At 62.7% G+C, this 23909-nt stretch carries 19 protein-coding genes; 6 read left to right on the top strand and 13 right to left on the bottom strand.

Annotated elements, in window-relative coordinates; all coding sequences use genetic code 11:
• Window positions 1-37 precede the first annotated feature (37 nt).
• Window positions 38-1879 carry a dihydroxy-acid dehydratase gene (ilvD, locus tag QLG12_RS23515; RefSeq protein ID WP_282475304.1) on the top strand — a complete coding sequence of 614 codons (1842 nt, stop codon included), beginning with the start codon at window positions 38-40 and terminating at the stop codon, window positions 1877-1879.
• Window positions 1880-1973: 94 nt separating this feature from the next.
• Here ilvD and QLG12_RS23510 read toward each other — a convergent pair whose 3' ends face one another.
• A complete protein-coding gene (locus QLG12_RS23510; RefSeq protein WP_011336406.1) occupies window positions 1974-3035 on the bottom strand; it encodes a phosphorylcholine phosphatase in 1062 nt (353 codons plus the stop codon).
• Window positions 3036-3276: 241 nt separating this feature from the next.
• On the opposite strand from QLG12_RS23510, the gene QLG12_RS23505 reads away from it, so the two are divergent.
• A complete protein-coding gene (locus QLG12_RS23505; RefSeq protein WP_282475303.1) occupies window positions 3277-4665 on the top strand; it encodes an L-cystine transporter in 1389 nt (462 codons plus the stop codon).
• A 101-nt stretch (window positions 4666-4766) separates the two neighbouring features.
• On the opposite strand, the gene QLG12_RS23500 is transcribed toward QLG12_RS23505, so the two are convergent.
• Complete coding sequence (locus QLG12_RS23500) at window positions 4767-5279, bottom strand: dihydrofolate reductase (protein ID WP_197867183.1); 513 nt, start codon at window positions 5277-5279, stop codon at window positions 4767-4769.
• Between the two features lie 85 nt (window positions 5280-5364).
• Here QLG12_RS23500 and QLG12_RS23495 point away from each other — a divergent pair, with 85 nt between their 5' ends.
• Window positions 5365-6738 (top strand): DUF2868 domain-containing protein, encoded by a 1374-nt coding sequence (locus QLG12_RS23495; protein ID WP_282475302.1) that lies wholly within the window; start codon window positions 5365-5367, stop codon window positions 6736-6738.
• The gene (locus QLG12_RS23490) at window positions 6731-8116 is read left to right on the top strand and encodes a GTPase/DUF3482 domain-containing protein (protein WP_282475301.1); all 1386 of its coding nucleotides are present in this window, start codon (window positions 6731-6733) and stop codon (window positions 8114-8116) included. The genes QLG12_RS23495 and QLG12_RS23490 overlap by 8 nt, the downstream gene beginning before the upstream one ends.
• 10 nt (window positions 8117-8126) lie before the next feature.
• Here the strand turns inward: QLG12_RS23490 and QLG12_RS23485 are convergent, their stop codons facing one another.
• From QLG12_RS23485 to QLG12_RS23455, 7 genes are all read right to left on the bottom strand, one after another.
• Entirely contained in the window at window positions 8127-8687 is a 561-nt protein-coding gene (locus tag QLG12_RS23485; RefSeq protein ID WP_282475300.1) for a phosphonate degradation HD-domain oxygenase, read from the bottom strand.
• Window positions 8687-9820, bottom strand: coding sequence for a TIGR03364 family FAD-dependent oxidoreductase (locus QLG12_RS23480; protein ID WP_282475299.1), 1134 nt, complete (start codon window positions 9818-9820; stop codon window positions 8687-8689). Before QLG12_RS23480 ends, QLG12_RS23485 begins: the two co-directional genes overlap by 1 nt.
• Window positions 9821-9963: 143 nt before the next feature.
• Window positions 9964-10989, bottom strand: a complete 1026-nt coding sequence (locus QLG12_RS23475) for a putative 2-aminoethylphosphonate ABC transporter substrate-binding protein (RefSeq protein WP_074690117.1) — start codon at window positions 10987-10989, stop codon at window positions 9964-9966.
• Between the two features lie 59 nt (window positions 10990-11048).
• Window positions 11049-12773 carry a putative 2-aminoethylphosphonate ABC transporter permease subunit gene (locus tag QLG12_RS23470; protein WP_282475298.1) on the bottom strand — a complete coding sequence of 575 codons (1725 nt, stop codon included), beginning with the start codon at window positions 12771-12773 and terminating at the stop codon, window positions 11049-11051.
• Window positions 12773-13849: a putative 2-aminoethylphosphonate ABC transporter ATP-binding protein gene (locus QLG12_RS23465; RefSeq protein ID WP_064380032.1), complete on the bottom strand. Its 1077-nt coding sequence runs from the start codon at window positions 13847-13849 to the stop codon at window positions 12773-12775. The genes QLG12_RS23470 and QLG12_RS23465 overlap by 1 nt, the downstream gene beginning before the upstream one ends.
• A gap of 254 nt (window positions 13850-14103) precedes the next feature.
• Window positions 14104-14967 (bottom strand): LysR family transcriptional regulator, encoded by an 864-nt coding sequence (locus tag QLG12_RS23460; protein ID WP_007953452.1) that lies wholly within the window; start codon window positions 14965-14967, stop codon window positions 14104-14106.
• 16 nt (window positions 14968-14983) lie between these two features.
• Window positions 14984-17239 (bottom strand): heavy metal translocating P-type ATPase, encoded by a 2256-nt coding sequence (locus QLG12_RS23455; protein ID WP_282475297.1) that lies wholly within the window; start codon window positions 17237-17239, stop codon window positions 14984-14986.
• An 84-nt stretch (window positions 17240-17323) separates the two neighbouring features.
• Between QLG12_RS23455 and cadR the strand changes: the two genes are divergently transcribed.
• Window positions 17324-17773 carry a Cd(II)/Pb(II)-responsive transcriptional regulator gene (gene cadR, locus QLG12_RS23450; RefSeq protein WP_007953454.1) on the top strand — a complete coding sequence of 150 codons (450 nt, stop codon included), beginning with the start codon at window positions 17324-17326 and terminating at the stop codon, window positions 17771-17773.
• A gap of 122 nt (window positions 17774-17895) precedes the next feature.
• Here the strand turns inward: cadR and QLG12_RS23445 are convergent, their stop codons facing one another.
• The 3 genes from QLG12_RS23445 to QLG12_RS23435 form a co-directional block, all read right to left on the bottom strand.
• Window positions 17896-18867 carry a thymidylate synthase gene (locus QLG12_RS23445; protein ID WP_011336420.1) on the bottom strand — a complete coding sequence of 324 codons (972 nt, stop codon included), beginning with the start codon at window positions 18865-18867 and terminating at the stop codon, window positions 17896-17898.
• A gap of 50 nt (window positions 18868-18917) precedes the next feature.
• Window positions 18918-19733 (bottom strand): prolipoprotein diacylglyceryl transferase, encoded by an 816-nt coding sequence (gene lgt / locus QLG12_RS23440; protein WP_039767887.1) that lies wholly within the window; start codon window positions 19731-19733, stop codon window positions 18918-18920.
• Between the two features lie 96 nt (window positions 19734-19829).
• Entirely contained in the window at window positions 19830-20612 is a 783-nt protein-coding gene (locus tag QLG12_RS23435) for a sulfite exporter TauE/SafE family protein (protein WP_011336421.1), read from the bottom strand.
• A gap of 131 nt (window positions 20613-20743) precedes the next feature.
• Here QLG12_RS23435 and QLG12_RS23430 point away from each other — a divergent pair, with 131 nt between their 5' ends.
• Window positions 20744-21490, top strand: coding sequence for an NRDE family protein (locus QLG12_RS23430; RefSeq protein ID WP_282475296.1), 747 nt, complete (start codon window positions 20744-20746; stop codon window positions 21488-21490).
• A 124-nt stretch (window positions 21491-21614) separates the two neighbouring features.
• Here the strand turns inward: QLG12_RS23430 and ptsP are convergent, their stop codons facing one another.
• On the bottom strand, window positions 21615-23894 hold the full coding sequence (gene ptsP / locus QLG12_RS23425; RefSeq protein ID WP_108563499.1) for a phosphoenolpyruvate--protein phosphotransferase: 2280 nt from the start codon (window positions 23892-23894) through the stop codon (window positions 21615-21617).
• Window positions 23895-23909: the final 15 nt, after the last annotated feature.

Raw genomic sequence — 23909 nt, 5'->3', positions numbered from 1 at the left:
TCCCCTTTGATACCTGATTAGCCGCCCGGAGTGCTCCATGCCCGATTACCGCTCGAAAACATCCACCCACGGCCGCAACATGGCCGGCGCCCGCGCACTGTGGCGCGCCACCGGGATGAAAGATGACGACTTCAAGAAGCCGATCATCGCCATTGCCAACTCCTTCACCCAGTTCGTACCGGGCCACGTCCACCTGAAGGACCTCGGCCAGCTGGTTGCCCGTGAGATCGAACGCGCTGGCGGCGTTGCAAAAGAATTCAACACCATCGCCGTGGATGACGGCATCGCCATGGGCCACGACGGCATGCTGTATTCGCTGCCGAGCCGCGAGATCATCGCCGACTCCGTCGAGTACATGGTCAACGCCCACTGCGCCGACGCCATCGTCTGCATCTCGAACTGCGACAAGATCACCCCCGGCATGCTGATGGCCGCCCTGCGCCTGAACATCCCGGTGATCTTCGTCTCCGGCGGTCCGATGGAAGCCGGCAAGACCAAACTGGCCAGCCACGGTCTCGACCTCGTCGACGCCATGGTGATCGCCGCCGACTCCAGCGCTTCTGACGAGAAGGTTGCCGAGTACGAGCGCAGCGCCTGCCCGACCTGCGGTTCGTGTTCCGGCATGTTCACCGCCAACTCGATGAACTGCCTGACCGAGGCCCTTGGCCTTGCATTGCCGGGCAACGGTTCGACTCTGGCCACCCACAGCGACCGCGAACAGCTGTTCCTGCAGGCCGGCCGCACCATCGTCGAACTGTGCAAACGCTACTACGGCGAGAACGACGAGTCGGTACTGCCGCGCAACATCGCCAACTTCAAGGCGTTCGAGAACGCGATGATGCTCGACATCGCCATGGGCGGTTCGACCAACACCATCCTGCACTTGCTGGCCGCTGCCCAGGAAGCCGAGATCGACTTCGACCTGCGTGACATCGATCGTCTGTCGCGCAAGGTGCCGCAACTGTGCAAGGTCGCGCCGAACATCCAGAAGTACCACATGGAAGACGTGCACCGCGCCGGCGGCATCTTCAGCATCCTCGGTTCGCTGGCCCGTGGTGGCCTGTTGCACACCGACCTGCCGACCGTGCACAGCCACAGCATGGAAGAAGCCATCGCCAAGTGGGACATCACCCAGACCGACGATGAAGCCGTGCATCACTTCTTCAAGGCAGGCCCGGCCGGTATTCCGACGCAAACCGCGTTCAGCCAGTCGACCCGCTGGGAAACCCTGGACGACGACCGTGAAAACGGCTGCATCCGCAGCTTCGAGCACGCCTATTCGAAAGAAGGTGGCCTGGCCGTGCTGTACGGCAACATCGCCCTGGACGGCTGCGTGGTGAAAACCGCCGGTGTCGACGAGTCGATCCACGTGTTCGAAGGCAACGCGAAGATCTTCGAAAGCCAGGACAGCGCCGTGCGCGGCATCCTCGCCGACGAAGTGAAGGAAGGCGACATCGTCATCATTCGCTACGAAGGTCCGAAAGGCGGTCCGGGCATGCAGGAAATGCTCTACCCGACCTCTTACCTGAAATCCAAAGGCCTGGGCAAAGCCTGCGCCCTGCTGACCGACGGCCGTTTCTCCGGCGGCACTTCCGGTCTGTCCATCGGCCACGCTTCGCCAGAAGCAGCGGCCGGCGGCGCGATCGGCCTGGTACAGGACGGCGACAAGGTGCTGATCGACATTCCGAACCGTTCGATCAACCTGCTGATCAGCGACGAAGAACTGGCGGCACGCAGGGTCGAGCAGGACAAGAAAGGCTGGAAACCGGTCGAGAAGCGTCCACGCAAAGTGACCACTGCCCTCAAGGCCTACGCCCTGCTGGCGACCAGCGCCGACAAGGGCGCTGTGCGCAACAAGGCGATGCTCGACGGCCTGTAAAAAGGCTACGAGCGGCTAGCGGCAAGCGGCAAGCGGCAAGTAGAAGCACTACGGCTTTTACTTGTAGCTTGCAGCTAGTCACTTGCAGCTGCTTTTATTGGATTTCTTCCGGTTTGACGATCACCCAGTTCTTGTCCGCCGTCACCGGCAAACCTTCTTTCGCCTGGGCCGCCGCGTGCTTGGCCATCATGCCCTGGATCTGGGTCATGTACTTGTCCTTGCGGTTGACCCACAAGTGAATGCCACCCTTGGCCACGTCCACATCGTGGAACAGCATGTAGCCGTCGCTGGTCGGCGTGTCGCCACCCACCAGTACCGGTTTTTTCCACTCGTCGATGTAGGTCAGGATCGCCGCGTGCTTGCCGGCCATCCAGGTCGCCGGGGTCCACAGGTATGGGGTCAGTTCGAGGCCGAGGTTGGCTTTCTCGTCATACTTGCCGGCGGTGATCTGCTTGCGCGCGGTGGTCAGCTCGCCGGTTTCGCGGTTCTTCAGCAAAGTGGTCACGCCGATCACGTTCTGCGGTTTGACGTTGTAGCCGTACTTCGGATCGGCCGCGACCATGCGCACCAGTTCTTCGGAGGCGGCGGTCATCACGTAGACCTCGATGCCGTTCTCCATCAGCTTGTTGTACAGCTCTTTCTGGCCAGTGAAGATCTTCGGCGGATTCACATCCAGGTTCTTGACCACGTCACCTTCGTAATAAGTCGCCGGCACCGGTTTGCCCGAGGCCATCAGCTCATCGACGTAGCCCTTGAGTTCCTTGAGGGTGAAGCCGGAAAACACTTGCGCGACCCACGGATAGCAGACCATGTCGTCGACTTCGCAGAGGCGGTAGTAGTAGCTGAACAGGCTTTCCTTGTGGTCGGCGGTGTCCTTGAACGGCATCAGTTTCAGGGAGGGGTCGAGCTTGTCACGGGTAATCAGGCCCTTGTTTTCCATGAACGGCAGCAACGACTCTTCGAGGTCGTAGCGGTAACTGGTGTTGTCCATGTCGAACACCGCGTAGTTACCCTTGTTGGCGTTGGCGGCGATCATCGCGTCCAGCGCCTTGGCCTGATCGGCCGGCCAGTGTTTCAGGTCGGTGGCGAACGCCTGAGTGGCCAGGCCCATCCCCACAGTCAGTGCGACAGCCAGAAATTTCGGTGTGAACTTCATTGGCGCTTTCTCCCTGGGTCAAAGAATTCGACGCTAACAAATATGTGTGACAGTCCTCGTCTGTCAGCGACCGTCCACGTCCGTTTCGCGCCAGTTGCATCCCCGAGAGCGACACCCCCTTATTCCAAAAACGACGGATCACCTTCGATTTCGGTATTAAATCATTGGAAATCAAGCTGTTAGGCTTGCCGGTTCGCAACAGCCCCGGAAGGCTGTTGGCGCAGTCTTTTCTGGAGTCCTCATGAATCTGCCCCTGATTCTCAACTTGCTGGTGTTCCTCACCCTGCTCTTCGGCCTGGCGCAAACCCGTCACACCACGTGGAGCCTGGCGAAGAAAGTCCTGCTCGCGCTGGTGCTGGGCGTGGCGTTCGGCGTCGCGTTACACACGATTTACGGTGCCGGCAACCCGGTGCTGAAAGCCTCGATCGGCTGGTTCGATCTGGTCGGCAACGGTTACGTGCAACTGCTGCAAATGATCGTGATCCCGCTGGTATTCGCCTCGATCCTCAGCGCCGTGGCCCGTCTGCACAACGCATCGTCGCTGGGCAAGATCAGCTTCCTGACCATCGGCACGCTGCTGTTCACCACCGCGATTGCGGCGCTGATCGGCATCGGCCTGACCAACCTGTTCGGCCTGACCGCCGAAGGCCTGGTCGCCGGCACGCAGGAAATGGCCCGCCTGCAAACCATTCAGACCGACTACGCCGGCAAGGTCGCCGACCTGAATGTGCCGCAACTGCTGCTGTCGTTCATCCCGCAGAACCCGTTCGCCGACCTGGCCCGTGCCAAGCCGACCTCGATCATCAGTGTGGTGATCTTCGCCGCGTTCCTGGGGGTTGCCGCGCTGCAACTGCTCAAGGATGACGTCGAGAAAGGTCAGAAAGTGATCAACGCCATCGACACCCTGCAAGCCTGGGTGATGCGTCTGGTGCGTCTGGTGATGAAGCTGACCCCGTACGGCGTGCTGGCGCTGATGACCAAAGTGGTGGCCGGTTCCAACCTGCAAGACATCATCAAGCTCGGCAGTTTTGTGGTGGTCTCGTACCTCGGTCTGGGCCTGATGTTTGTGGTGCACGGTTTGCTGGTGTCGGCGGCCGGAATCAACCCGCTGCGTTTCTTCCGCAAGATCTGGCCGGTGCTGACCTTCGCGTTCACCAGCCGCTCCAGCGCGGCGAGCATTCCGCTGAGCATCGAAGCGCAAACCCGTCGTCTGGGCATTCCGCAATCGGTGGCAAGCTTCGCCGCATCGTTCGGCGCGACCATCGGCCAGAACGGTTGCGCCGGTCTGTACCCGGCGATGCTGGCGGTGATGGTTGCGCCAACCGTCGGCATCAACCCGCTGGATCCGCTGTGGATCGCGACGCTGGTGGCGATCGTAACCCTGAGTTCGGCCGGTGTGGCGGGCGTGGGTGGCGGTGCGACCTTCGCCGCGCTGATCGTGCTGCCGGCCATGGGCTTGCCGGTTTCGCTGGTGGCGTTGCTGATTTCGGTCGAGCCGCTGATCGACATGGGTCGCACGGCGCTGAACGTGAGCGGTTCGATCACCGCTGGCGCGATTACCAGCCAGGCGATGCAGCAGACCGACAAGGCACTGCTGGATGCCGATGAGCATGCGCAGCTAGCGAGCTAGCCAGCTGCAAGCTGCAAGCTGCAAGCTGCAAGCTGCAAGCTGCAAGCTGCAAGAAGAGCATTCCAGCTTTTTACTTGCCGCTTGCAGCTCGAAGCTTTTAGCTATTTTTTCTCCCAGACTTCGAAGTTGTAAGCCGGTTTGTCGCCTTCAGCCGGATTCGGCACGTTCGACACCAGTTTCCACTGGTTGAGATCGAACTCCGGAAACCACGCATCGCCTTCCGGGCTCAGTGCCACACGGGTCAGATACAAACGATCCGCCTGCGCCAGCCCCTGCGCATACAATTGCGCCCCGCCAATCAGCATCAACTCGTCGACGCCCTGCTCCTTCGCCCACTCTTCGGCGCGAACCACGGCGGCTTCCAGCGACGGATAGACTTCCGCGCCTTCCAGCACCAGACCGGCCTGACGGCTGACCACGATATTCAGACGGCCCGGCAGCGGACGACCCAGCGAATCCCAGGTCTTGCGACCCATGATGATCGGCTTGCCGAGCGTCGTGGCCTTGAAGTATTTGAAGTCCCCCGGCAGGTGCCAGGGCATGCTGTTGTCGACGCCGATCACGCGGTTTTCACCGAGGGCTGCGATCAGGCTGAGGGGGAGTGTTTTAGTCATGCCGGCGAGGATACCAGAGCCGCCCTTACCCCGATAAGCGCCACAGCGGTTATGCTCACGGCTCAATCAAGCAACGGGATGCCGCGTGACTGAACTGACTTCACTGCAAAAACTCTGGCTCACCGAAACCGTGCGCCTGCGCGAAGAACACGCAGGCCCGCTGGACGACCTGGAAGCCAATCGCCTGGCCCGCGCGGCTGGCGGCGACCTGCCGGGACGCATTCAACGCCGCGCCCTGTGGCTGGCCGAGCGCGATGGCCTGATCTCCGCACTCAAGCACTGGCTGCAAGGCGCACGTCTGGCGCTGGTGCTGCTGGCGATCTTCGCCGTATTGAGTGGCGCAGGGCTTGCCTTCGCCGCACTGGGTCAGACGCCGGTCAATGTGTTCTGGGCCTTGGGCAGTCTGCTCGGGCTGAATCTGATTCTGCTGCTGAGCTGGTCGCTGGGGCTGATCTTCGCTGGCGAACATGGCGCCACCCTCGGCCGCTTGTGGCTGTGGCTCAGTGAAAAACTCGCCCGCGATGCCAAGGCTGCCCAACTGGCGCCGGCCCTGCTGTTGATGCTGCAACGCAAGAAGCTCAATCGCTGGGCGCTCGGCACGCTGGTCAACGGCCTATGGCTGCTGGCGATGGTCAGCGCGCTGGTTTTGTTGCTGACACTGATGGCGACCCGGCGCTACGGCTTCGTCTGGGAAACCACTATTCTCAGCGCCGACACGTTCATCAACATGACCCAGGCCCTCGGCGCCTTGCCGGCGCTGCTGGGCTTCAACGTGCCGACCGTGGACATGATCCGCGCCAGCGGCGACACCGCGCTGAACATCGAAAGCGCCCGCCAGGCCTGGGCAACCTGGCTGGTCGGCTTGCTGGTGGTGTACGGCGTACTGCCGCGTCTGCTGTTGGCGCTGTTTTGCTTCTGGCGCTGGAACAGTGGCAAAGCCGCGTTGCGTCTGGACCTGAACCTGCCCGGTTACGCCCAACTGCGTGAACGCCTGATGCCGACCAGCGAACGCCTTGGCATCACCGACCCCGAGCCCGCGCAATTGCACCGCGTCGAAAGCACCGTCGGCGAGCACGCCAGCGACGGCGCGTTGCTGGTGGCAATCGAACTCGACGATCAACACCCATGGCCGCCGACACTGCCGAAAAACGTCAGCAACGCCGGCATCCTCGACAGCCGTGAATCGCGCAACAAATTGCTCGAACAGCTCAGCCGTTTCCCGCCCGCGCGCCTCGCGATCGCCTGCGACCCACGCCGTTCGCTGGATCGCGGCAGCCTGGCGCTGATCGCCGAGCTGGCGCGCAATGCCACTGCGACCCGTGTCTGGTTGTTGCAGGCGCCGCAAGGACAGGCGCTGGACGCCGAACGCCTCGGTGACTGGCACGTGGCGCTGCAACAGCTGGAGCTGCCGTTCGCCGATTGCGCCCCGTTGAACTGGCTGGAGCACGGACATGACTGATGCCTGGAAAGCGCCGCTGAAACTGGCGGTGGTCGGCCACACCAACGTCGGCAAGACTTCGCTGCTGCGCACCCTGACCCGCGACGTCGGCTTCGGCGAAGTCTCCCATCGCCCGAGCACCACCCGGCATGTCGAAGGTGCGCGGTTGTCGGTGGATGGCGAACCGTTGCTCGACCTCTACGACACGCCCGGTCTGGAGGACGCCATCGCCCTGCTGGATTTTCTCGAGCGTCTGGAACGCCCCGGCGAACGCCTCGACGGCCCGGCACGGCTGGCGCGGTTTCTCGATGGCAGTGAAGCGCGCCAGCGTTTCGAACAGGAAGCCAAGGTGCTGCGGCAACTGCTCGATTCCGATGCCGGCCTGTACGTGATTGACGCCCGCGAACCGGTGCTGGCCAAGTACCGCGACGAACTGGAAGTACTGGCCAGTTGCGGCAAGCCCTTGCTGCCGGTGTTGAATTTCGTCAGCAGCGCCAACCACCGCGAGCCGGACTGGCGTGAAGCTCTGGCGCGGCTGGGACTGCATGCACTGGTGCGCTTCGACAGCGTTGCCCCGCCCGAAGATGGCGAGCGGAGGCTGTACGAAAGCCTCGCGCTATTGCTGGAAAACGCCCGCCCACAGCTTGAACGGCTGATCGCCGATCAACAGGCCCAACGCCTCGCCCGCGAGCAAAGCGCCGCACGCCTGATTGCCGAATTGCTGATCGACTGCGCCGCGTGCCGACGCAGTGTGGCGAGCAACGCTGAACAGGAACAACAGGCCATCAGCGAACTGCGCAAAGCCGTGCGCCAGCGCGAACAACGCTGCGTCGAAGCGCTGCTCAAGCTCTACGCCTTCCGCCCGCAGGACGCCGCCGCCAGCGATCTGCCGTTGCTCGACGGACGCTGGGGCGACGACCTGTTCAACCCGGAAACCCTCAAGCAACTCGGCGTGCGGGTCGGCGGCGGGATTGCCGCCGGCGCCGCAGCCGGTGCCGGTGTGGATTTGCTGGTCGGCGGCATCACCCTGGGTGCCGCCGCCCTGGCCGGGGCCATTGCCGGCGGCGCCCTGCAAACCGCCCGCAGCTATGGCAACCGCCTGCTCGGCAAGATCAAAGGGCAGCGAGAGCTGACGGTCGACGACAACGTGTTGCGCCTGCTGGCCCTGCGTCAGCGGCAACTGCTGCAAGCGCTGAACGCCCGAGGCCATGCGGCGCTGGACAGCATTCAGGTGGCGACGCCGCAGGACAAGACCTGGCGCGAAGGCAAGCTGCCGGAGGCGCTGAACATTGCCCGGGCCCACCCGCAATGGTCGTCGCTCAACCTGCATCCGAAACTGAATCAGGCCCAGCGTCAGGAACAGATTGAGTTGTTGGTGGAAAAGGTGCTTGAGCTTTAGATCCGCGCCCTCACCCGGTCGACAACAAAACTTCAGCCTTGCGCTTGAGAACGGACAAATCCATCACCGGCACGGCCATCTCCTTCGCCAGTTCATCCCACTGGCGCATTCGCAGGCTGACGGCGCACAACGGATCCTGCTCGAACGCATCGGCTTCAGCCTCCGTCATTACCCCGCCCTGATACTCCAGGGTGCGGCGGCTGGCCTCGCTCAAGCGGTCGTAATAGCCCGGATCCCTGAGCGTCAGATAGCGTTTGGCCTGGACGTGATACTCGACCAGCCGCGCCATGCGTTCGCTGAAGCCGGCCTCACGCAAGTAATCCGCGCCGAGGCGTTCGTGGCTGACCACGCCGTAACCGCCCATGTTCTCCGCGCCTTCGGCACACAAATGGCCGATGTCGTGGAAGAACGCAGCGAGCACCACTTCATCGTCGAAGCCTTCGGCGATGGCCAGTTGCGCCGCCTGGGACATGTGCTCGATCTGCGACACCGGTTCCCCGATGTAGTCGCCGGCGCCGAAGCGCTCATAGAGGCCGAACACCCGATCGATGACTTGCTCGTGCATCAACATCAGCGCTCTCCAAAAAGCTGTGCAACATTGCCCTCGGCCATGGCCGGGCCAACGCTCATGCCGACGCCGCTGTGCATCAGCGCCACACTCAGCCCCGGCGCCGGACGCAGGAATGAAAACGGCCCCGGACCACGGGAACCATAGACACCCTGCCAGCGCTCGACCACTTGCACCTTACAGCCGAGGGTCTGCTCGGCCAGTTCGAGCATCCAGTTATCGACCTGCTCGGCGTTGAACGGTGATGGATCGCCGCCGTAATGGTGCGAATCGCCGATGATCAGCTCGCCATAAGGTGTCGGGCTGATCAGCAGGTGAATGCCGTTTGCCTGCAGGTGCGGTTGTTCGCGAAGGATTTGCGCCTGCACTTCCGCGGCTTCCGGCAGGTCAGCGAAGGCGCCGTAATGCACGCAGCTGAGGCCGGTGAGCAAGGCGTGTTGCAAGTTCAGGTCGATCTGCGGCTGGACGCGGAGCATTTGCAGACGGCAGATTTGCGGGTCGAGGGCGGCGATCGGCTCGGCCAGCAGGGTCTGATAATCGTGGCCGGAGCAGACGATGATCTGTTCGGCGGTGAAGATCCCGGCAGTGCTGTGCAGGCGCCCCGGTTCGACGTCGCGCACCAGCGTCGAGAAGTGAAAATCGACCTTGAGTTCGCGACGCAGGTATTCGATCAGCGCCGGAATCGCTTCCCGGGAATACAGCTGCTGATCGTCCATGCCGTGCAATGCGGCGCGGTGATGGCTGAACTGACCGCCGTACAAATCGCGCAACGCGGCACCGCGCAGCAGCTCGACGCGGTAGTCGTGCTCGACGGCGCGCCCGGCGCAGAAGGCTTCGAGCAAGTGCTCTTCGGCATCGGTGCGAGCGAACAGGTACGAACCGTTGCGCTTGAGTTGCAGGCCGGCGAGCTGCGCCCACTGGCCCCAGATTTCGCGACTGGCCTTGGCCAGTTCGAGCATCGGGCCCGGTGGCTGGCCGGTGACCAGTGCCTGGCCGAAGTTGCGCACCGAAGCGCCGAGTGGCGTGGCGGTGCGTTCGAAAACCGCGACCTTGAGACCACGTCGGGCGGCCGCGTAGGCGTGGGACAGGCCCAGAATGCCGGCGCCGACGATCAGCAAGTCTTTGTGTTGTGTCATTGAGAGGTGCTCTGAATGCGAGACCGCCATCGCTGGCAAGCCAGCTCCCACATTGGCCGGTGCGAAACACACATTGTGTAAACACCGCCAAACCTGTGGGAGCTGGCCTGCTAGCGATGGGGCCCTGTCAGTCGATGAAGAACTTACTTGGCCGCGACTTTCTCGGACTTGCCGTCATAGCGCTTGCGCCATTCGGTCAGGATCTCGTCGCGGTTCTTCGAGGCCCAGGCAAAGTCGTTCTTGATCAGGCGCTGCTCGTAGTCGGCCGGCAGTTCGGTCTGCGGCTTGGCGATGCCCGGCTGGGCGAGGACTGCGAAGTTTTCCTTGTACAGGTCCATCGCCGGGGCGCTGGCGGAGAAGTCGGCCAGTTTCTTCGCGGCTTCTTCATGCGGCGTGCCTTTGATCACGGCAGTCGCCTCGATCTCCCAGCCGAGGCCTTCCTTCGGCAGGATGATGTCCAGCGGCGCGCCCTGGCGCTTGAGCTGAACGGCCGGGTATTCGAAGGAAATGCCGATCGGGAACTCGCCCGCCGCCGCCAGTTTGCAAGGCTTGGAACCGGAGTGAACGTACTGGCCGATGTTCTGGTGCAGACCGTCCATGTAGGCCCAGCCCTGCTTCTCGCCGAAGGTTTGCAGCCAGGCGCTGACATCAAGGAAACCGGTGCCGGACGAGGCCGGGTTCGGCATCACGATCTTGCCTTTGTACTCAGGCTTGGTCAGGTCCTGCCAGCTCACCGGTTTGGTCAGGCCCTGTTTTTCGGCCTCGACGGTGTTGAAGCAGATGGTTGCGGCCCAGACGTCCATGCCGACCCAGGCTGGCGGGTTGGCGGCGTCGCGGTAGTTCGCGCCAATCTTGCCCAGATCCTTCGGCGCATAGCTTTGCAGCATGCCTTGCTGATCGAGGATCGCCAGGCTCGACGCCGCCAGGCCCCACACCGCGTCAGCCTGCGGGCGATCCTTTTCGGCCAGCAGTTTGGCGGTGATGATCCCGGTGGAGTCACGCACCCACTTGATCTCGACGTCCGGGTTGGCCTTTTCGAAGGCCTCTTTGTAGGACTTCAACTGCTCGGCTTCGAGGGCGGTGTACACCGTCAACTCGGTTTTTGCCGCGAAGGCATTCAGGCTGAAAGCAGCGAGCACAGCAGCGGCCAGGGCCATAGGCTTGAACATGATCGTTTTCCTGTCTTTTGAGTTGAGGGGGAGTTGAGGGGGAGTTGAACGGGATGGAATCAGTGGCCGGGCGCCGTTTGCCGCCAGGCCTGGGAACGGCGCAGCAAGCCGCGCGAAGCCCACGCCAGCAGCAAGGACACGCCCGCCGAGGTGAACAGAATCAGGGTCGACATCGCCGCCGCGCCGCCGACATTGCCGGCGTCATCCATGTTCAGCACGGCCACCGCCGCGAGGATGGTGTCGGGGCTGTAGAGGAAGATCGCGGCGGACACGGTGGTCATGGCCGAGACGAACAGGTAGCGCACGATGTCCAGCAGCGCCGGCAGGCAGATCGGCACGGTGACCCGCAGGTAATGCCGGTACAGCGGTGCTTTCAGCGACAGCGCGGCGGCTTCGAACTCGGCATCGAGCTGACGCAGCGCGGTGGTGGCGGTCATCTGCGCAGTGGTCAAATAGTGAGCAATCGTGCAGACGATCAGCAGGGTCATGGTCCCGTACAGCACGTGCAGCGGGTTGCCGGTCAGGTTGAAGAAGAAGACATAACCCAGACCAAGCACCAGGCCCGGCACCGCCATCGGTACGAAACTGAGCATGCGCAGCGTCAGATTCAGCCCGCGCTGGCTGCGGGTCTTTTCCATCAGGTAGGCGCCGGTGAAGATCATCACGCTGCCGATCAACGCCGTGCCCAGCGCCATCTTCAAACTGTTGCCGTAGGCCAGCCAGCCACCGCCGGCGGTCTCGTTGAATTGATAGTGGTTGAGCGACAGCGACAGGTTGTACGGCCAGAACTTCACCAGCGACGAGAACACCGCCATGCCGAACACCAGCAGCAACGCTGCGCTGATCAACAGCACAACACTGAGATAAAAGGCATCGCGCTTCTTCGATGGCGCCGGTTTGAACACCTGGGCGCGGCCGCTCATGGAATCGCCGTGACGCCGACGCAGCCAGGCATCAACGCCAAAACTGAACAGTGCCGGCAGCAGCAGAACCATGCCGATCAACGCGCCGCGACCAAATTGCTGCTGACCGACCACGGCTTTGTAGGCTTCCAGCGCCAGCACTTGGTAGTCGCCACCGACCACCACTGGCACACCGAAATCGGTGATGGTCAGGGTGAACACCAGACAGAACGCGGCAAATACAGCCTGACGAGTTGCCGGCCAGGTGATGCTGCGGAAGGCTTTCGCAGGGCTGGCGCCCATGCTGGACGCAGCGTCGAACAATCGCGCATCCGCCAGCGACAGGGCTGACAGCAAAATCATCAAGGCGTGTGGGAAGGTGTAGATCACCTCACCCAGAACAATGCCCCAGAAACCATAGATGTTGTCCGCCAGCAGCCCGCGCAACAGGCCCTGATTGCCGAACAGATAGACCAGCGCAATCCCCGGCAACATCGACGGCGCCATCAGCGGCAGCAGCGAAATCCCGCGCCAGATGCCTTTTGCTGGAATCAACGTGCGCTGCAAGGCGTAGGCAAACAGGTAGGCCAGCGGTACGACGATGGCCGCGACACTGAGGGAAACTTTCAGGCTGTTGCCGAGCAACCAGTGGAAATTGTCGCTGCTCACCAGTTCCCTGGCGGCGAGCCAGCCACCGCCCTGCCCGGCTTCGCTGCTGAAGCCGCGCCAGAAGATCGCCAGCAACGGCAGCAACACCGCCACACCGAGCAGCACCAGCAGCAGGAGTTTGCCGCCGAGGACGAAGATCCGGTCGCCGACCTCGGCCCCGGACATCTGCCGCGCCTGCTTTTGCGGTAGCGGCAGTGCGAGGTTGCTGTTCATCAGGCGAACACCTGAAGGCTGCGTGGCGGCAAGGCAACCATGATCTGCTGGGCGCCGAGGCGCGGCATGGCTTCCGGTGCCAGTTCGGCGAGCAAGGCGTGGCCAGGCAATTGATCGAGCTCGAAGCTCATGCGGCAGCGGTTGCCGAGGAAGGTGATCTCGCGGACTTTGGCCGGGAACAGGTTTTCCTCGTGTACCAGTGGATTGACGTTGATCGCTTCCGGGCGGCAGAACAGTCGACCCGACGGACTGTGGACGCTGCCGTCGGCCAGGCGCAGGTTCATCCCGCCGACCTTGGCGTGGCTGTCACTGCTGCGCTGAAACGGCAGCCAGTTGCCCTGGCCGACGAACTCGGCCACGAACGGCGTGGCCGGGCGGTTGTAGATGTCCTGCGGGGTGGCGTACTGCTCGACCTTGCCGTTGTTCATCACGGCGATGCGGTCGGCCATCAGCATGGCTTCGTCCTGATTGTGGGTAACCATCAGGGTGGTGATGCCGAGGTTGCGTTGCAGTTGACGCAGCTCGGTGCACAGATGCTCGCGAACCCGAGCATCGAGGGCCGACATCGGTTCGTCGAGCAACAGCAACGACGGCGCGGGGGCCAGGGCACGGGCCAATGCGACTCGTTGCTGCTGGCCGCCGGACAACTGCCCCGGGTACTTTTTCTCACTGCCGGTGAGGCCGACCAGTTCCAGCATCTGACCGACGCGACGGCGCACTTCATCGCGACCGCTGCCGGCGAGGCCGTAGGCGATGTTCGCTTCAACGGTCAGATTGGGGAACAGCGCGTAGGACTGGAACAGGATGCCGTAGTCACGAGCCTGGGGCGCGAGGTGGGAAACGTCGCGCTCGCCGAGGTACAACTCGCCGCTGTCCTGCTTTTCCAGACCGGCAATGCAACGCAGCAGCGTGGTCTTGCCGCATCCCGACGGGCCGAGCAGACACACCAGCTCACCGGCCGCGACATCGAGGGAGACGTTATCCAGCGCCGTGAAGGCGCCGAAGCGCTTCTGCACGCCGCGCACTTTCATCGGTGCGCCGGGGTTGGTCAGGGCAGTTGCGATTGCAGGGTTCATGGACAGGCCTCATCAAGCAGATGAGACGAATCCTAGAGTTGTAATGCGTCGGTCATATGGCAGTGAGGCAAAAACCGCCGATAGTGGTATTCAGGGATTTTGGTTCAGAACTTCAGATCATGTGTTGTTTGATCTGTCCCCATCACTGGCAAGCCAGCTCCCACAGCTTCTCGGGTGTTTACAAAATTTGTATTCACTGAAGATGCCTGTGGGAGCTGGCTTGAGCGATGGGGCCCGAACAGGCACTGAAGATCTCAGGCCGGAGACATTTCCTGCGCCAACCCCAGAAACGCCGCCGGCAACCGGGCGTTCTTGCGTTCCTTGAGGCAGTAGAGGTATTCGGGGATCTGAGGCGCATTTTCCAGGGTCAGCACCCGCAACTGCGGATCGTGCGGCACTTCCTGACGGGCAATGATGCTGATGCCGATGTTGCGCAGCACCGCCTCGCGGATCGATTCGCGGCTGCCGATCTCCAGTAGCGGGCCAAAACTGACCCCGGCACTGGCCAGCAACTCTTCGGTGAGCCGCCGGGTGGTCGAGCCGGATTCACGCATCAGCAAGGTATGCCCGGCCAATGCACTCAGCGTCACATGATCGTGCGCCGCCAGCGGATGATTGCGATGCACCGCCAGCACCAGCGGGTCGCTGCCGAGCACCCGGCGGATCAGCCGGGCATCGTCGAGCAATTGCGACGACGCCGCGACATCCACCCGGTAATCCTCCAGCGCTTCGAGCACCTGCTGCGAGTTGCCGATTTCCACCGACACCTCCACCTGCGGCAGGCGCTCGCGGAAGGTCTTCACCAGATCGAGGATGTAATACGGCGCGGTGGCGGCGATGCGCAGCGTGCCCTGCACCTGGCCGCTGTTGCGCAGGAAGAACTCGATATCGGCTTCCTGCTGCAACAAGGCTTTGACCATCGGCAACAGCCGCGCGCCTTCGTCGCTGACACTCAGGCGCCGGCCGCCACGGTAAAACAGCTCCACCGAATACTGACTTTCCAGATTGCGGATCTGGGTGGTCACGGTCGGTTGACTGAGGCCGAGCTTTTTCGCCGCCAGCGTGATGCTGCCCAGGCGGGCCACCATGTAAAACGCTTTCAGCTCGGCACTCAGCACAACCGCCCCTCTTCCGCTATTTGCGCAGCAGGCGCAAACCATTGAACACCACCAGCAGGCTCACGCCCATGTCGGCAAACACCGCCATCCACATGGTGGCGAGCCCGGCGAAGGTTACCCCAAGAAAGATCGCCTTGATCACCAGCGCCAGCGCGATGTTCTGTTTCAAGATAGTGGCGGTATCGCGCGACAGGCTGATGAAGGCCGGGATCTTGCGCAGATCGTCGTCCATCAGGGCGACATCGGCGGTTTCGATCGCCGTATCGGTGCCGGCCGCCGCCATCGCAAAACCGATCTCCGCCCGAGCCAGCGCCGGCGCATCGTTGATGCCGTCGCCGACCATGCCGACCCGACGGCCCTGCGCGTAAAGGTCTTCGATGGCTTGCAGTTTGTCGGTCGGCAACAAGTCGCCCCTGGCCTGGTCGATCCCGACCTGCGCCGCAATCGCCTGCGCGGTGTGGACGTTGTCGCCGGTCAGCATCAGGGTTTTCACGCCCAGTTCGTGCAGTTGGCGGATCGCTTCGCGGCTGGTTTCCTTGACCGTGTCGGCCACGGCGAACAGCGCCAGCGGGCCGGAGCTGTCGAGCAACAACACCACGGACTTGCCTTGTTTCTCCAGCGCGAACAGCTTTTCTTCCAGTTGCGGCGAGCACAGGCCCAGTTCTTCAACCAGTCGGTGGTTGCCCAGGTGGTAGACCTGACCGTTGACCTCGCCTTTTACCCCACGCCCAGCCAGCGCTTCGAAGTTATCCACAACAAGCGCCGCCAAACCTTTATCCACAGCCGCGTTGGCGATGGCCAGCGATACGGGGTGATCGGAGCGCCCGGCCAGCGCGGCGGCAATTGCCGGGGCCGTGGCGTCGGCGGTCGGGTTGAGGGACAGGTGATCGGTCTGCACCGGTTTGCCGTGGGTGATGGTGCCGGTCTTGTCGAGGGCCAGATAGTCGAGCTTGAAACCGCCCTCCAGGTACACGCCGCCCTTGACCAGAATGCCTTTGCGCGCCGCAGCCGCGAGGCCGCTGACGATGGTCACCGGGGTGGAAATCACCAGCGCACACGGGCAAGCGACCACCAGCAGCACCAGCGCGCGGTAGATCCAGTCGAACCACGCGGCGCCCATGAACAGCGGCGGGATGATCGCGACGGCCAGGGCCAGGATGAAGACCACCGGGGTGTAGATTTTCGAGAATTGATCGACGAAGCGCTGGGTCGGCGCCCGTGCGCCTTGCGCCTGCTCCACGGCGTGGATGATCCGCGCCAAAGTCGAATTGTTCGCCGCTGCCGTCACTGCGTATTCCAGCGAACCGGCCTGGTTGATGGTGCCGGCGAAGACTTTGTCGCCGACGGTTTTCTCCACCGGCAGGCTTTCGCCAGTGATCGGCGCCTGATCGATGGTCGAGCTGCCGCTGACGACTTCTCCGTCCAGCGCGATACGCTCACCGGGTTTCACCCGCACGCGGGCGCCGAGATCGATGCTTTTCACATCCAGTTCGACCCAGTTGCCGTCCGCCTGCAACACAGTGGCCTGCTCCGGCGTCATCTGCATCAGGCCGCTGATGGCGTTGCGTGCGCGGTCCAGCGAGCGCGCTTCGATCAGCTCGGCCACGGTGAACAGGAACATCACCATCGCCGCTTCCGGCCACTGGCCGATCAACACGGCGCCGGTCACGGCGATACTCATCAGGGCGTTGATGTTGAGGTTACGGTTCTTCAGGGCGATCCAGCCCTTCTTGTAGGTGGTGAGGCCGCCGCTGAGGATCGAGATCAGCGCGATGATCGCCACCACCCAGGTCGGCGCGGCGCTGGTGAAGTGGATCACCTCGGCAGCGAGCGCACCGACGCCGGACAGCGCCAGTGGCCACCAGTGTTTTTTCACCGGCGCTGCAACCGGCGATTCAACGCCTGCCTCCAGCGGCTCGGCCTGCATGCCGAGGGATTTGATCGCGTCGATGATCGGCGCGGTGTCCGGCAAACTGTGGGTCACGCCGAGCACGCGGTTGATCAGGTTGAATTCCAGTTGCTGGATCCCGGCCAGTTTGCCGAGCTTGTTCTGGATCAGCGTCTGTTCGGTCGGGCAGTCCATTGCCTCGATGCGGAAGCTGCTCAGCCGGGCGTCGGCGCTTTTTGCCTCGCTCAGTTGAACAAGCGAAGGTGCGGCGGCTTTTGACGCACAGCAGGAATCAGCGCGGTGGTCGTGTTTATGCACAGGCTGCAATTTGTGGCTGTGGTCGTGTCCGGCGTGGGATTTGTGGGTGTGCTGGGAATCGCTCATTGGTCGCGTCCATGAAGGTGCCTGTTGCCAAGTAAAGACCCTGTAGCCACTATAGGGTCAAGCACCCTTTTGGAGATTGCCGTCATGAAGATCGGAGAACTGGCGAAACAGACCGATTGTGCCGTGGAAACCATCCGCTACTACGAACGCGAAAACCTGCTGCCGGAGCCGGCCCGCAGCGACGGCAACTACCGCGTCTACACCCAGGCCCACGCCGAGCGCCTGACCTTCATCCGCAACTGCCGCACCCTCGACATGACCCTCGAAGAAATCCGCAGCCTGCTCGCCTTGCGCGACAGCCCGCAGGATCAGTGCGAGAGCGTGAATGCGCTGATCGACGAGCACATCCAGCACGTCAAGGCGCGAATCGATGGGTTACTGGCGTTGCAGACGCAACTGCTCGACTTGCGCCAGCGGTGTGGCGAAGGGCCGGAGGCGGATCAGTGCGGGATTTTGCAGAGGCTGGAGGTGAGTGGCGGGGTTGTGGCGGCGGAAGTTGAGCATTCGCATGTGGGCCGCAGCCACGGCCACTGACAAAACCACAAAACATTGTGGGAGCTGGCTTGCCAGCGATAGCGGTTTTACAGACACATCAATGTTGGATGTGCTGCCGTCATCGCTGGCAAGCCAGCTCCCACAGGTTTGATGGCAGGCTGTCAGACCGCCATCGGCGCAGTCATCGGCGCATGGTGCTCGTAGCCTTCCAGCGAGAAGTCGCTCGGCTCCACCAGCTCCAGCCATTCCGGCTGATAAACACCGGTCTTGGCAAACTCCGGCACGCGGTCCGAAATCTTCAGCTTCGGCATGGCGAACGGCTCGCGCTTGAGCTGTTCGTTGAGCATGTCCAGGTGGTTTTCGTAGACGTGGGCGTCACCGATGAAATAGGTGAACCAGCGCGGCGTGTAGCCGGTCAGGCGACCGATCAGGCTCAGCAGCGCGGCGCCTTCGGTGAGGTTGAACGGCGTGCCCAGGCCCAGGTCGTTGGAGCGGATGTAGAGGGTCAGGGAGATTTCCTTGGTCTCGACATTCGGGTGGAACTGGTACAGCAGATGGCACGGCGGCAGGGCCATTTCATCGAGCTGGGCGCAGTTCCAGCCGTGGAACAGGATGCGCCGGCTGCCCGGGTCCTTGATGATCGTGTCGACGCACTGGCGCACCTGATCGATGGCTTTGTACAAGACCACGTAGGCCTGGCCGTCTTCTTCGCCCTGGGCAATCTGCTTGTAGCCGTTGCTCAGGGTTTGTTCGATGGCGGCGGTGTTGCTCAGCGGGATCTGCTTGTACGCCGGCCATTTGCGCCATTGCACGCCGTAGATTTCGCCGAGGTCGTCTTCGCCCTGGCGGAACGGGTTGGCCAGCCACTGGGCGTTTTCGTTGGCGTTCTGATCCCAGACCTTGCAGCCCAGCGCACGGAATTCGGCGGCGTTGTTCACGCCCCGCAGAAAGCCGCACATCTCGCCGATGGCCGATTTGAAGGCCATCTTGCGAGTGGTGATCGCCGGGAAACCTTCCTGCAGATCGAAGCGCAACATCGCGCCCGGAAAGCTGATGGTGTTCACGCCGGTACGGTTGGCCTGTTTGGTGCCGTTGTTGATGACGTGCGACACCAGATCGAGATATTGCTTCATGAGTTACCTGTGTCCTTGAGCCCCGGCAGACGTCGCCGGGGTTCGAATATTTAAGCTGTCGGTGCAACCGGCGCCGCCGGGGCGCGGTGGTAGGCCAGCCAGATCAGGAACAGCCCGCCGATGATCATCGGTACGCAGAGTACCTGACCCATGGTCAGCCAGTTCCAGGCCAGATAGCCCAGTTGCGCGTCCGGCACGCGGACAAATTCGACGATGAAACGGAAGATGCCATAGAACAGCGCGAACATGCCCGAGACCGCCATGGTCGGCCGCGGCTTGCGCGAGAACAGCCAGAGGATCAGGAACAGCGCCACGCCTTCCAGTGCGAACTGATACAGCTGCGACGGGTGACGCGGCAGTTGCGCCGGGTCGCTGAACGGCGGGAATACCATGGCCCACGGCACGTCGGTGGCCTTGCCCCACAGCTCGGCGTTGATGAAGTTGCCGATACGCCCGGCGCCCAGACCGATCGGCACCATCGGCGCCACGAAGTCCATCAGCTGGAAGAACGACTTGCCATTACGCTTGCCGAACCACAACGCCGCCAGCATCACGCCGATGAAGCCGCCGTGGAACGACATGCCGCCCTTCCACACTTCGAAAATCAGCGTCGGGTTGGCCAGGTAAGCGCTCAGGTCGTAGAACAACACATAGCCCAGGCGCCCGCCGACAATCACACCCATCGACAACCAGAACACCAGATCGGAGAGTTTCTCCTTGGTCCAGGTCGGGTCGAAACGGTTGAGCCGGCGCGATGCCAGCAGCCACGCGCCGCCGATGCCGACCAGGTACATCAGGCCGTACCAGTGGATTTTCAGCGGACCGATGGCCAGGGCCACCGGATCGATCTGCGGGTAAGGCAGCATTGCGACTCCTCGTTAGCATTCAAATCTTCAAAAATTCCCGGGCGACGCTGTCACCTCAGGATTAAGCCAGGATTGCGACCTGCCAAAACCGACGGCTCAGAACAGAAAGCTCAGGCCCACGCAAAACAGCAAAGCCGCGAACAGCCGTTTCAGCAACTTCGGCGACAGCCTGTGCGCCAGCCGCGCGCCGAGACGGGCGAAAACCATGCTGGTCAGCGCAATGCCGAGCAGTGCCGGCAAATACACAAAACCGAGACTATGGGCCGGCAGCAACGGATCATGCCAGCCCAGAATCATGAAACTTATTGCACTGGCCACAGCAATCGGCAGACCGCACGCCGACGAAGTCGCCACCGCCTGCTGCATCGGCACGCTGCGCCAGGTCAGGAACGGCACGGTCAGCGAGCCGCCGCCAATCCCGAAAATCGCCGATGCCCAGCCGATCACACTGCCGGCCACGGTCAGACCGAGTTTACCCGGCACCGTTCGACTGGCCTTGGGTTTGACGTCCAGCGCCAGCTGCGCGGCGATCACCAGGGCGAACACACCGATGATCTTTTGCAGGTTGGGTCCGGAGATCGCTTCGGCGGTCAATGCACCGAAACCGGCGCCGAGCAGAATGCCCACGGTCATCCAGCGGAAGATTGGCCAGCGCACCGCGCCGCGTCGGTGATGCTCACGCACGGCATTGACCGAGGTAAAAATGATCGTCGCCAGGGACGTGCCGACCGCCAGATGGGTCAGGATCGACGGATCGAAGCCCTGCAAGGTGAAACTGAACACCAGCACCGGGACGATGATGATCCCGCCACCCACCCCGAACAGCCCGGCCAGTACGCCCGCACAGGCGCCCAGCGCCAGATAGAGCAGAAATTCCATGACTGCCTCCCAAGGCGCGTCCCCAAAACCGGAGCGGCATGGTAACGGATGGATACCCTTCGGCTCCACTGGCGATGGATGCACGGACGATGTCTGCGTAGAGTGGGCAAAAAACACACAAGGACCACCTTATGTGCCTGATTGTTTTCGCCTGGCGGCCGGGGCATGCCCAGCCGCTGATCGTCGCGGCCAACCGTGACGAATTCTACGCCCGGCCCAGCCTGCCGCTGGCCCAGTGGCCCGAGTCGCCGCAGGTTCACGCCGGTCGCGATCTCGAGGCTGGGGGAACCTGGCTCGGCCTGGGCGCCAACGGTCGCTTCGCGGCGCTGACCAACATTCGCGATCCGCATCAACCGCCGGCTCGACGTTCTCGGGGCGAACTGGTGGCGGGATTTCTGACCGCAAACCTGTCGATCGATGATTATTTGTCCGACATTGTCGCCCGTTCGCCGGAATATGCCGGCTTCAACCTTTTACTGGGCAATGCCAACGAGCTGTGGCACTTCAATGCCCGGTCATCGGAACCGGTGATGTTGCAGCCCGGCGTCTATGGCCTGTCCAACGCCGGGCTGGATACACCGTGGCCGAAACTGCTCAAGGCCAGGGCGGCATTGAGTGCCGTGCTGGATGATCCGCAGCCCGAGCGGCTGCTGGCTTTATTGAGCGATGCCCAGACAGCACCGTTTGCCGATCTGCCGGACACCGGCGTGGGCCTGGCGACCGAGTCGTTGTTGTCGAGTGTGTTTATTGCCAGCCAGAGCTATGGGACGCGGGCGAGTACGGCGTTGATCGTGCAGGCGGACGGGACGCGGCGGATGGTGGAGCGCAGTTTCGGGCCGTATGGCGGGCACTTGGGGGAAGTGGAAATTCTGATTTAGGCGTTGCTATACGGACGCCATCGCTGGCAAGCCAGCTCCCACAGTTTCCTCTAGTGTTCACAAAATATGTGTCCACCGAGCATCCTGTGGGAGCTGGCTTGCCAGCGATGAGGCCCTCAGAATTTCAGAGCGGTTTGACCGCCGCCGGATTGACCATCTTCGCCAACCCAAGATTCTTCAGCGCCAGTTGCAGCGAGCTGTGGATCACCTGCGGGTTGTCGATGGTCATCAGCTCCGCCAGCAAATCCCTGGCCTTGCTCAGGTTGATCTGACGCAGCATCCATTTCACCTTCGGCAAGTTGGTGGCGTTCATCGACAGACTGTCGAAGCCCATCGCCATCAACAGCACCGCGGCCGCCGGGTCACCGGCCATCTCGCCGCAGATGCTCACCGGCTTGCCTTCGGCATGGGCGTCGCGCACTACGGTTTGCAGGGCTTGCAGCACCGCCGGGTGCAGGTAGTCGTAGAGATCGGCCACCCGTGGGTTGTTGCGGTCCACCGCCAGCAGGTACTGGGTCAAGTCGTTGGAGCCGACCGACAGGAAGTCCACCATCCGCGCCAGTTCCCGGGTCTGGTAAACCGCCGCAGGAATTTCGATCATCACGCCCACCGGAGGCATCGGCACGTCGGTGCCTTCGTCGCGCACTTCACCCCAGGCCCGGTGGATCAGGTGCAGCGCTTCTTCGAGCTCGTGGATGCCGGAGATCATCGGCAGCAGGATCCGCAGGTTGTTCAGGCCTTCGCTGGCCTTGAGCATCGCGCGGGTCTGCACCAGGAAGATTTCCGGGTGGTCGAGGGTGACGCGAATCCCGCGCCAGCCGAGGAACGGATTGTCCTCCTTGATCGGGAAGTACGACAGCGACTTGTCGCCGCCAATGTCCAGGCTGCGCATGGTCACCGGTTGCGGGTGGAACGCGGCGAGCTGCTCGCGGTAGATCGCCAGTTGTTCCTTCTCGCTCGGGAAGCGCTGGTTGATCATGAACGGCACTTCGGTGCGGTACAGACCGACACCTTCGGCGCCACGCTTCTGCGCCCGCGCCACGTCCGCCAGCAGACCAGTGTTGACCCACAGCGGCATGCGGTGGCCATCAAGGGTCACGCACGGCAGGTCGCGCAGGGTATCGAGACCCAGCGCCAGTTGCTTCTCTTCCTCCACCACCTCGGTGAACTGCTTGCGCAGCACTTCGCTGGGGTTGGTGTAGACCTCACCCTTGGTGCCATCGACGATCATGTCGATGCCGTCAACCTTGGCGTACGGCAGGTCGACCAGGCCCATCACCGTCGGGATACCCATGGCCCGGGCGAGGATCGCAACGTGGGAGTTACCCGAGCCCAGTACCGAGACCAGACCGACCAGCGTGCCTTCCGGCACCTCGCCGAGCATCGCGGGCGTCAGTTCTTCGCTGACCAGAATGGTTTTTTCCGGGTAGACCAGGTTTTGCTGGCGCTCCTCCTGCAGATAGGCGAGCAGCCGGCGGCCGAGGTCCTTGACGTCCGACGCCCGCTCACGCAGGTACTCGTCGTCCATCAAGTCGAAACGATTGACGTGATCGGTCACGACCTGGCGCAGCGCGCCCTGGGCCCATTGACCGGTCTTGATCACGTTGGTGATTTCGCTGCCCAGCGAGGCATCGTCGAGCATCATCAGATAGACGTCGAACAGCGCGCGCTCTTCCGGACGCAGCTGGGTCGCCAGTTTGGCCGACAACGCACGCATGTCGGCGCGCACGCCTTCGATGGCGGTCTTGAACAGCGCCAGCTCCGCGTCGATGTCGGTGATGGTCTTGTCCGGCACCACGTCCAGATCCGCCGGTGGCAGCATGACCACCGCGGTACCGACCGCCGCACCCGGTGAACCCGGCACGCCGACGAACTTGGCTTCCTGGATGCCCTTGCCCTGACGGCCCAGACCACGGATGGAACCTGTGGCCTCGGCGTGAGCGATTACGCCCGCGAGCTGCGCGCTCATGGTCACGAGGAAGGCCTCTTCACCCTCATCGAACTGGCGGCGTTCTTTCTGCTGGATGACCAACACGCCGACGACGCGGCGGTGGTGGATGATCGGCGCCCCGAGGAACGAGGCATAGCGCTCCTCGCCGGTCTCGGCGAAGTAGCGGTAGCGCGGGTGATCCGCGGCGTTTTCGAGGTTCAGGGGTTCTTCACGCGTGCCGACCAGGCCGACCAGACCTTCGTTGGGTGCCATGCTGACCTTGCCGATCGAGCGCTTGTTCAAGCCCTCGGTGGCCATCAGCACGAAGCGGTTGGTCTCTGGATCAAGCAGATAGACCGAGCAGACCTGGCTGCCCATGGCCTCTTTGACGCGCAACACAATAATCCCCAACGCCGCCTTGAGATCCTTGGCGGAGTTAACTTCCTGGACGATCTTGCGCAGCGTATTGAGCATGGCTCGGGGTCGAAC

The sequence above is a fragment of the Pseudomonas sp. V88_4 genome (assembly GCF_029967985.1).
GTDB classification, from domain to species: Bacteria; Pseudomonadota; Gammaproteobacteria; order Pseudomonadales; family Pseudomonadaceae; genus Aquipseudomonas; species Aquipseudomonas glycinae.
This window is presented reverse-complemented; position numbering and strand designations above follow the sequence as displayed.

What these genes read in the sequence shown, in the direction of transcription:
- ilvD (WP_282475304.1), top strand. Translation starts at nt 38, where the DNA reads ATGCCCGATTACCGCTCGAAAACATCCACCCACGGCCGCAACATGGCC.
- QLG12_RS23510 (WP_011336406.1), bottom strand. Translation starts at nt 3,035, where the DNA reads ATGAAGTTCACACCGAAATTTCTGGCTGTCGCACTGACTGTGGGGATG.
- QLG12_RS23505 (WP_282475303.1), top strand. Translation starts at nt 3,277, where the DNA reads ATGAATCTGCCCCTGATTCTCAACTTGCTGGTGTTCCTCACCCTGCTC.
- QLG12_RS23500 (WP_197867183.1), bottom strand. Translation starts at nt 5,279, where the DNA reads ATGACTAAAACACTCCCCCTCAGCCTGATCGCAGCCCTCGGTGAAAAC.
- QLG12_RS23490 (WP_282475301.1), top strand. Translation starts at nt 6,731, where the DNA reads ATGACTGATGCCTGGAAAGCGCCGCTGAAACTGGCGGTGGTCGGCCAC.
- QLG12_RS23485 (WP_282475300.1), bottom strand. Translation starts at nt 8,687, where the DNA reads ATGTTGATGCACGAGCAAGTCATCGATCGGGTGTTCGGCCTCTATGAG.
- QLG12_RS23480 (WP_282475299.1), bottom strand. Translation starts at nt 9,820, where the DNA reads ATGACACAACACAAAGACTTGCTGATCGTCGGCGCCGGCATTCTGGGC.
- QLG12_RS23475 (WP_074690117.1), bottom strand. Translation starts at nt 10,989, where the DNA reads ATGTTCAAGCCTATGGCCCTGGCCGCTGCTGTGCTCGCTGCTTTCAGC.
- QLG12_RS23470 (WP_282475298.1), bottom strand. Translation starts at nt 12,773, where the DNA reads ATGAACAGCAACCTCGCACTGCCGCTACCGCAAAAGCAGGCGCGGCAG.
- QLG12_RS23465 (WP_064380032.1), bottom strand. Translation starts at nt 13,849, where the DNA reads ATGAACCCTGCAATCGCAACTGCCCTGACCAACCCCGGCGCACCGATG.
- QLG12_RS23455 (WP_282475297.1), bottom strand. Translation starts at nt 17,239, where the DNA reads ATGAGCGATTCCCAGCACACCCACAAATCCCACGCCGGACACGACCAC.
- cadR (WP_007953454.1), top strand. Translation starts at nt 17,324, where the DNA reads ATGAAGATCGGAGAACTGGCGAAACAGACCGATTGTGCCGTGGAAACC.
- QLG12_RS23445 (WP_011336420.1), bottom strand. Translation starts at nt 18,867, where the DNA reads ATGAAGCAATATCTCGATCTGGTGTCGCACGTCATCAACAACGGCACC.
- lgt (WP_039767887.1), bottom strand. Translation starts at nt 19,733, where the DNA reads ATGCTGCCTTACCCGCAGATCGATCCGGTGGCCCTGGCCATCGGTCCG.
- QLG12_RS23435 (WP_011336421.1), bottom strand. Translation starts at nt 20,612, where the DNA reads ATGGAATTTCTGCTCTATCTGGCGCTGGGCGCCTGTGCGGGCGTACTG.
- QLG12_RS23430 (WP_282475296.1), top strand. Translation starts at nt 20,744, where the DNA reads ATGTGCCTGATTGTTTTCGCCTGGCGGCCGGGGCATGCCCAGCCGCTG.
- ptsP (WP_108563499.1), bottom strand. Translation starts at nt 23,894, where the DNA reads ATGCTCAATACGCTGCGCAAGATCGTCCAGGAAGTTAACTCCGCCAAG.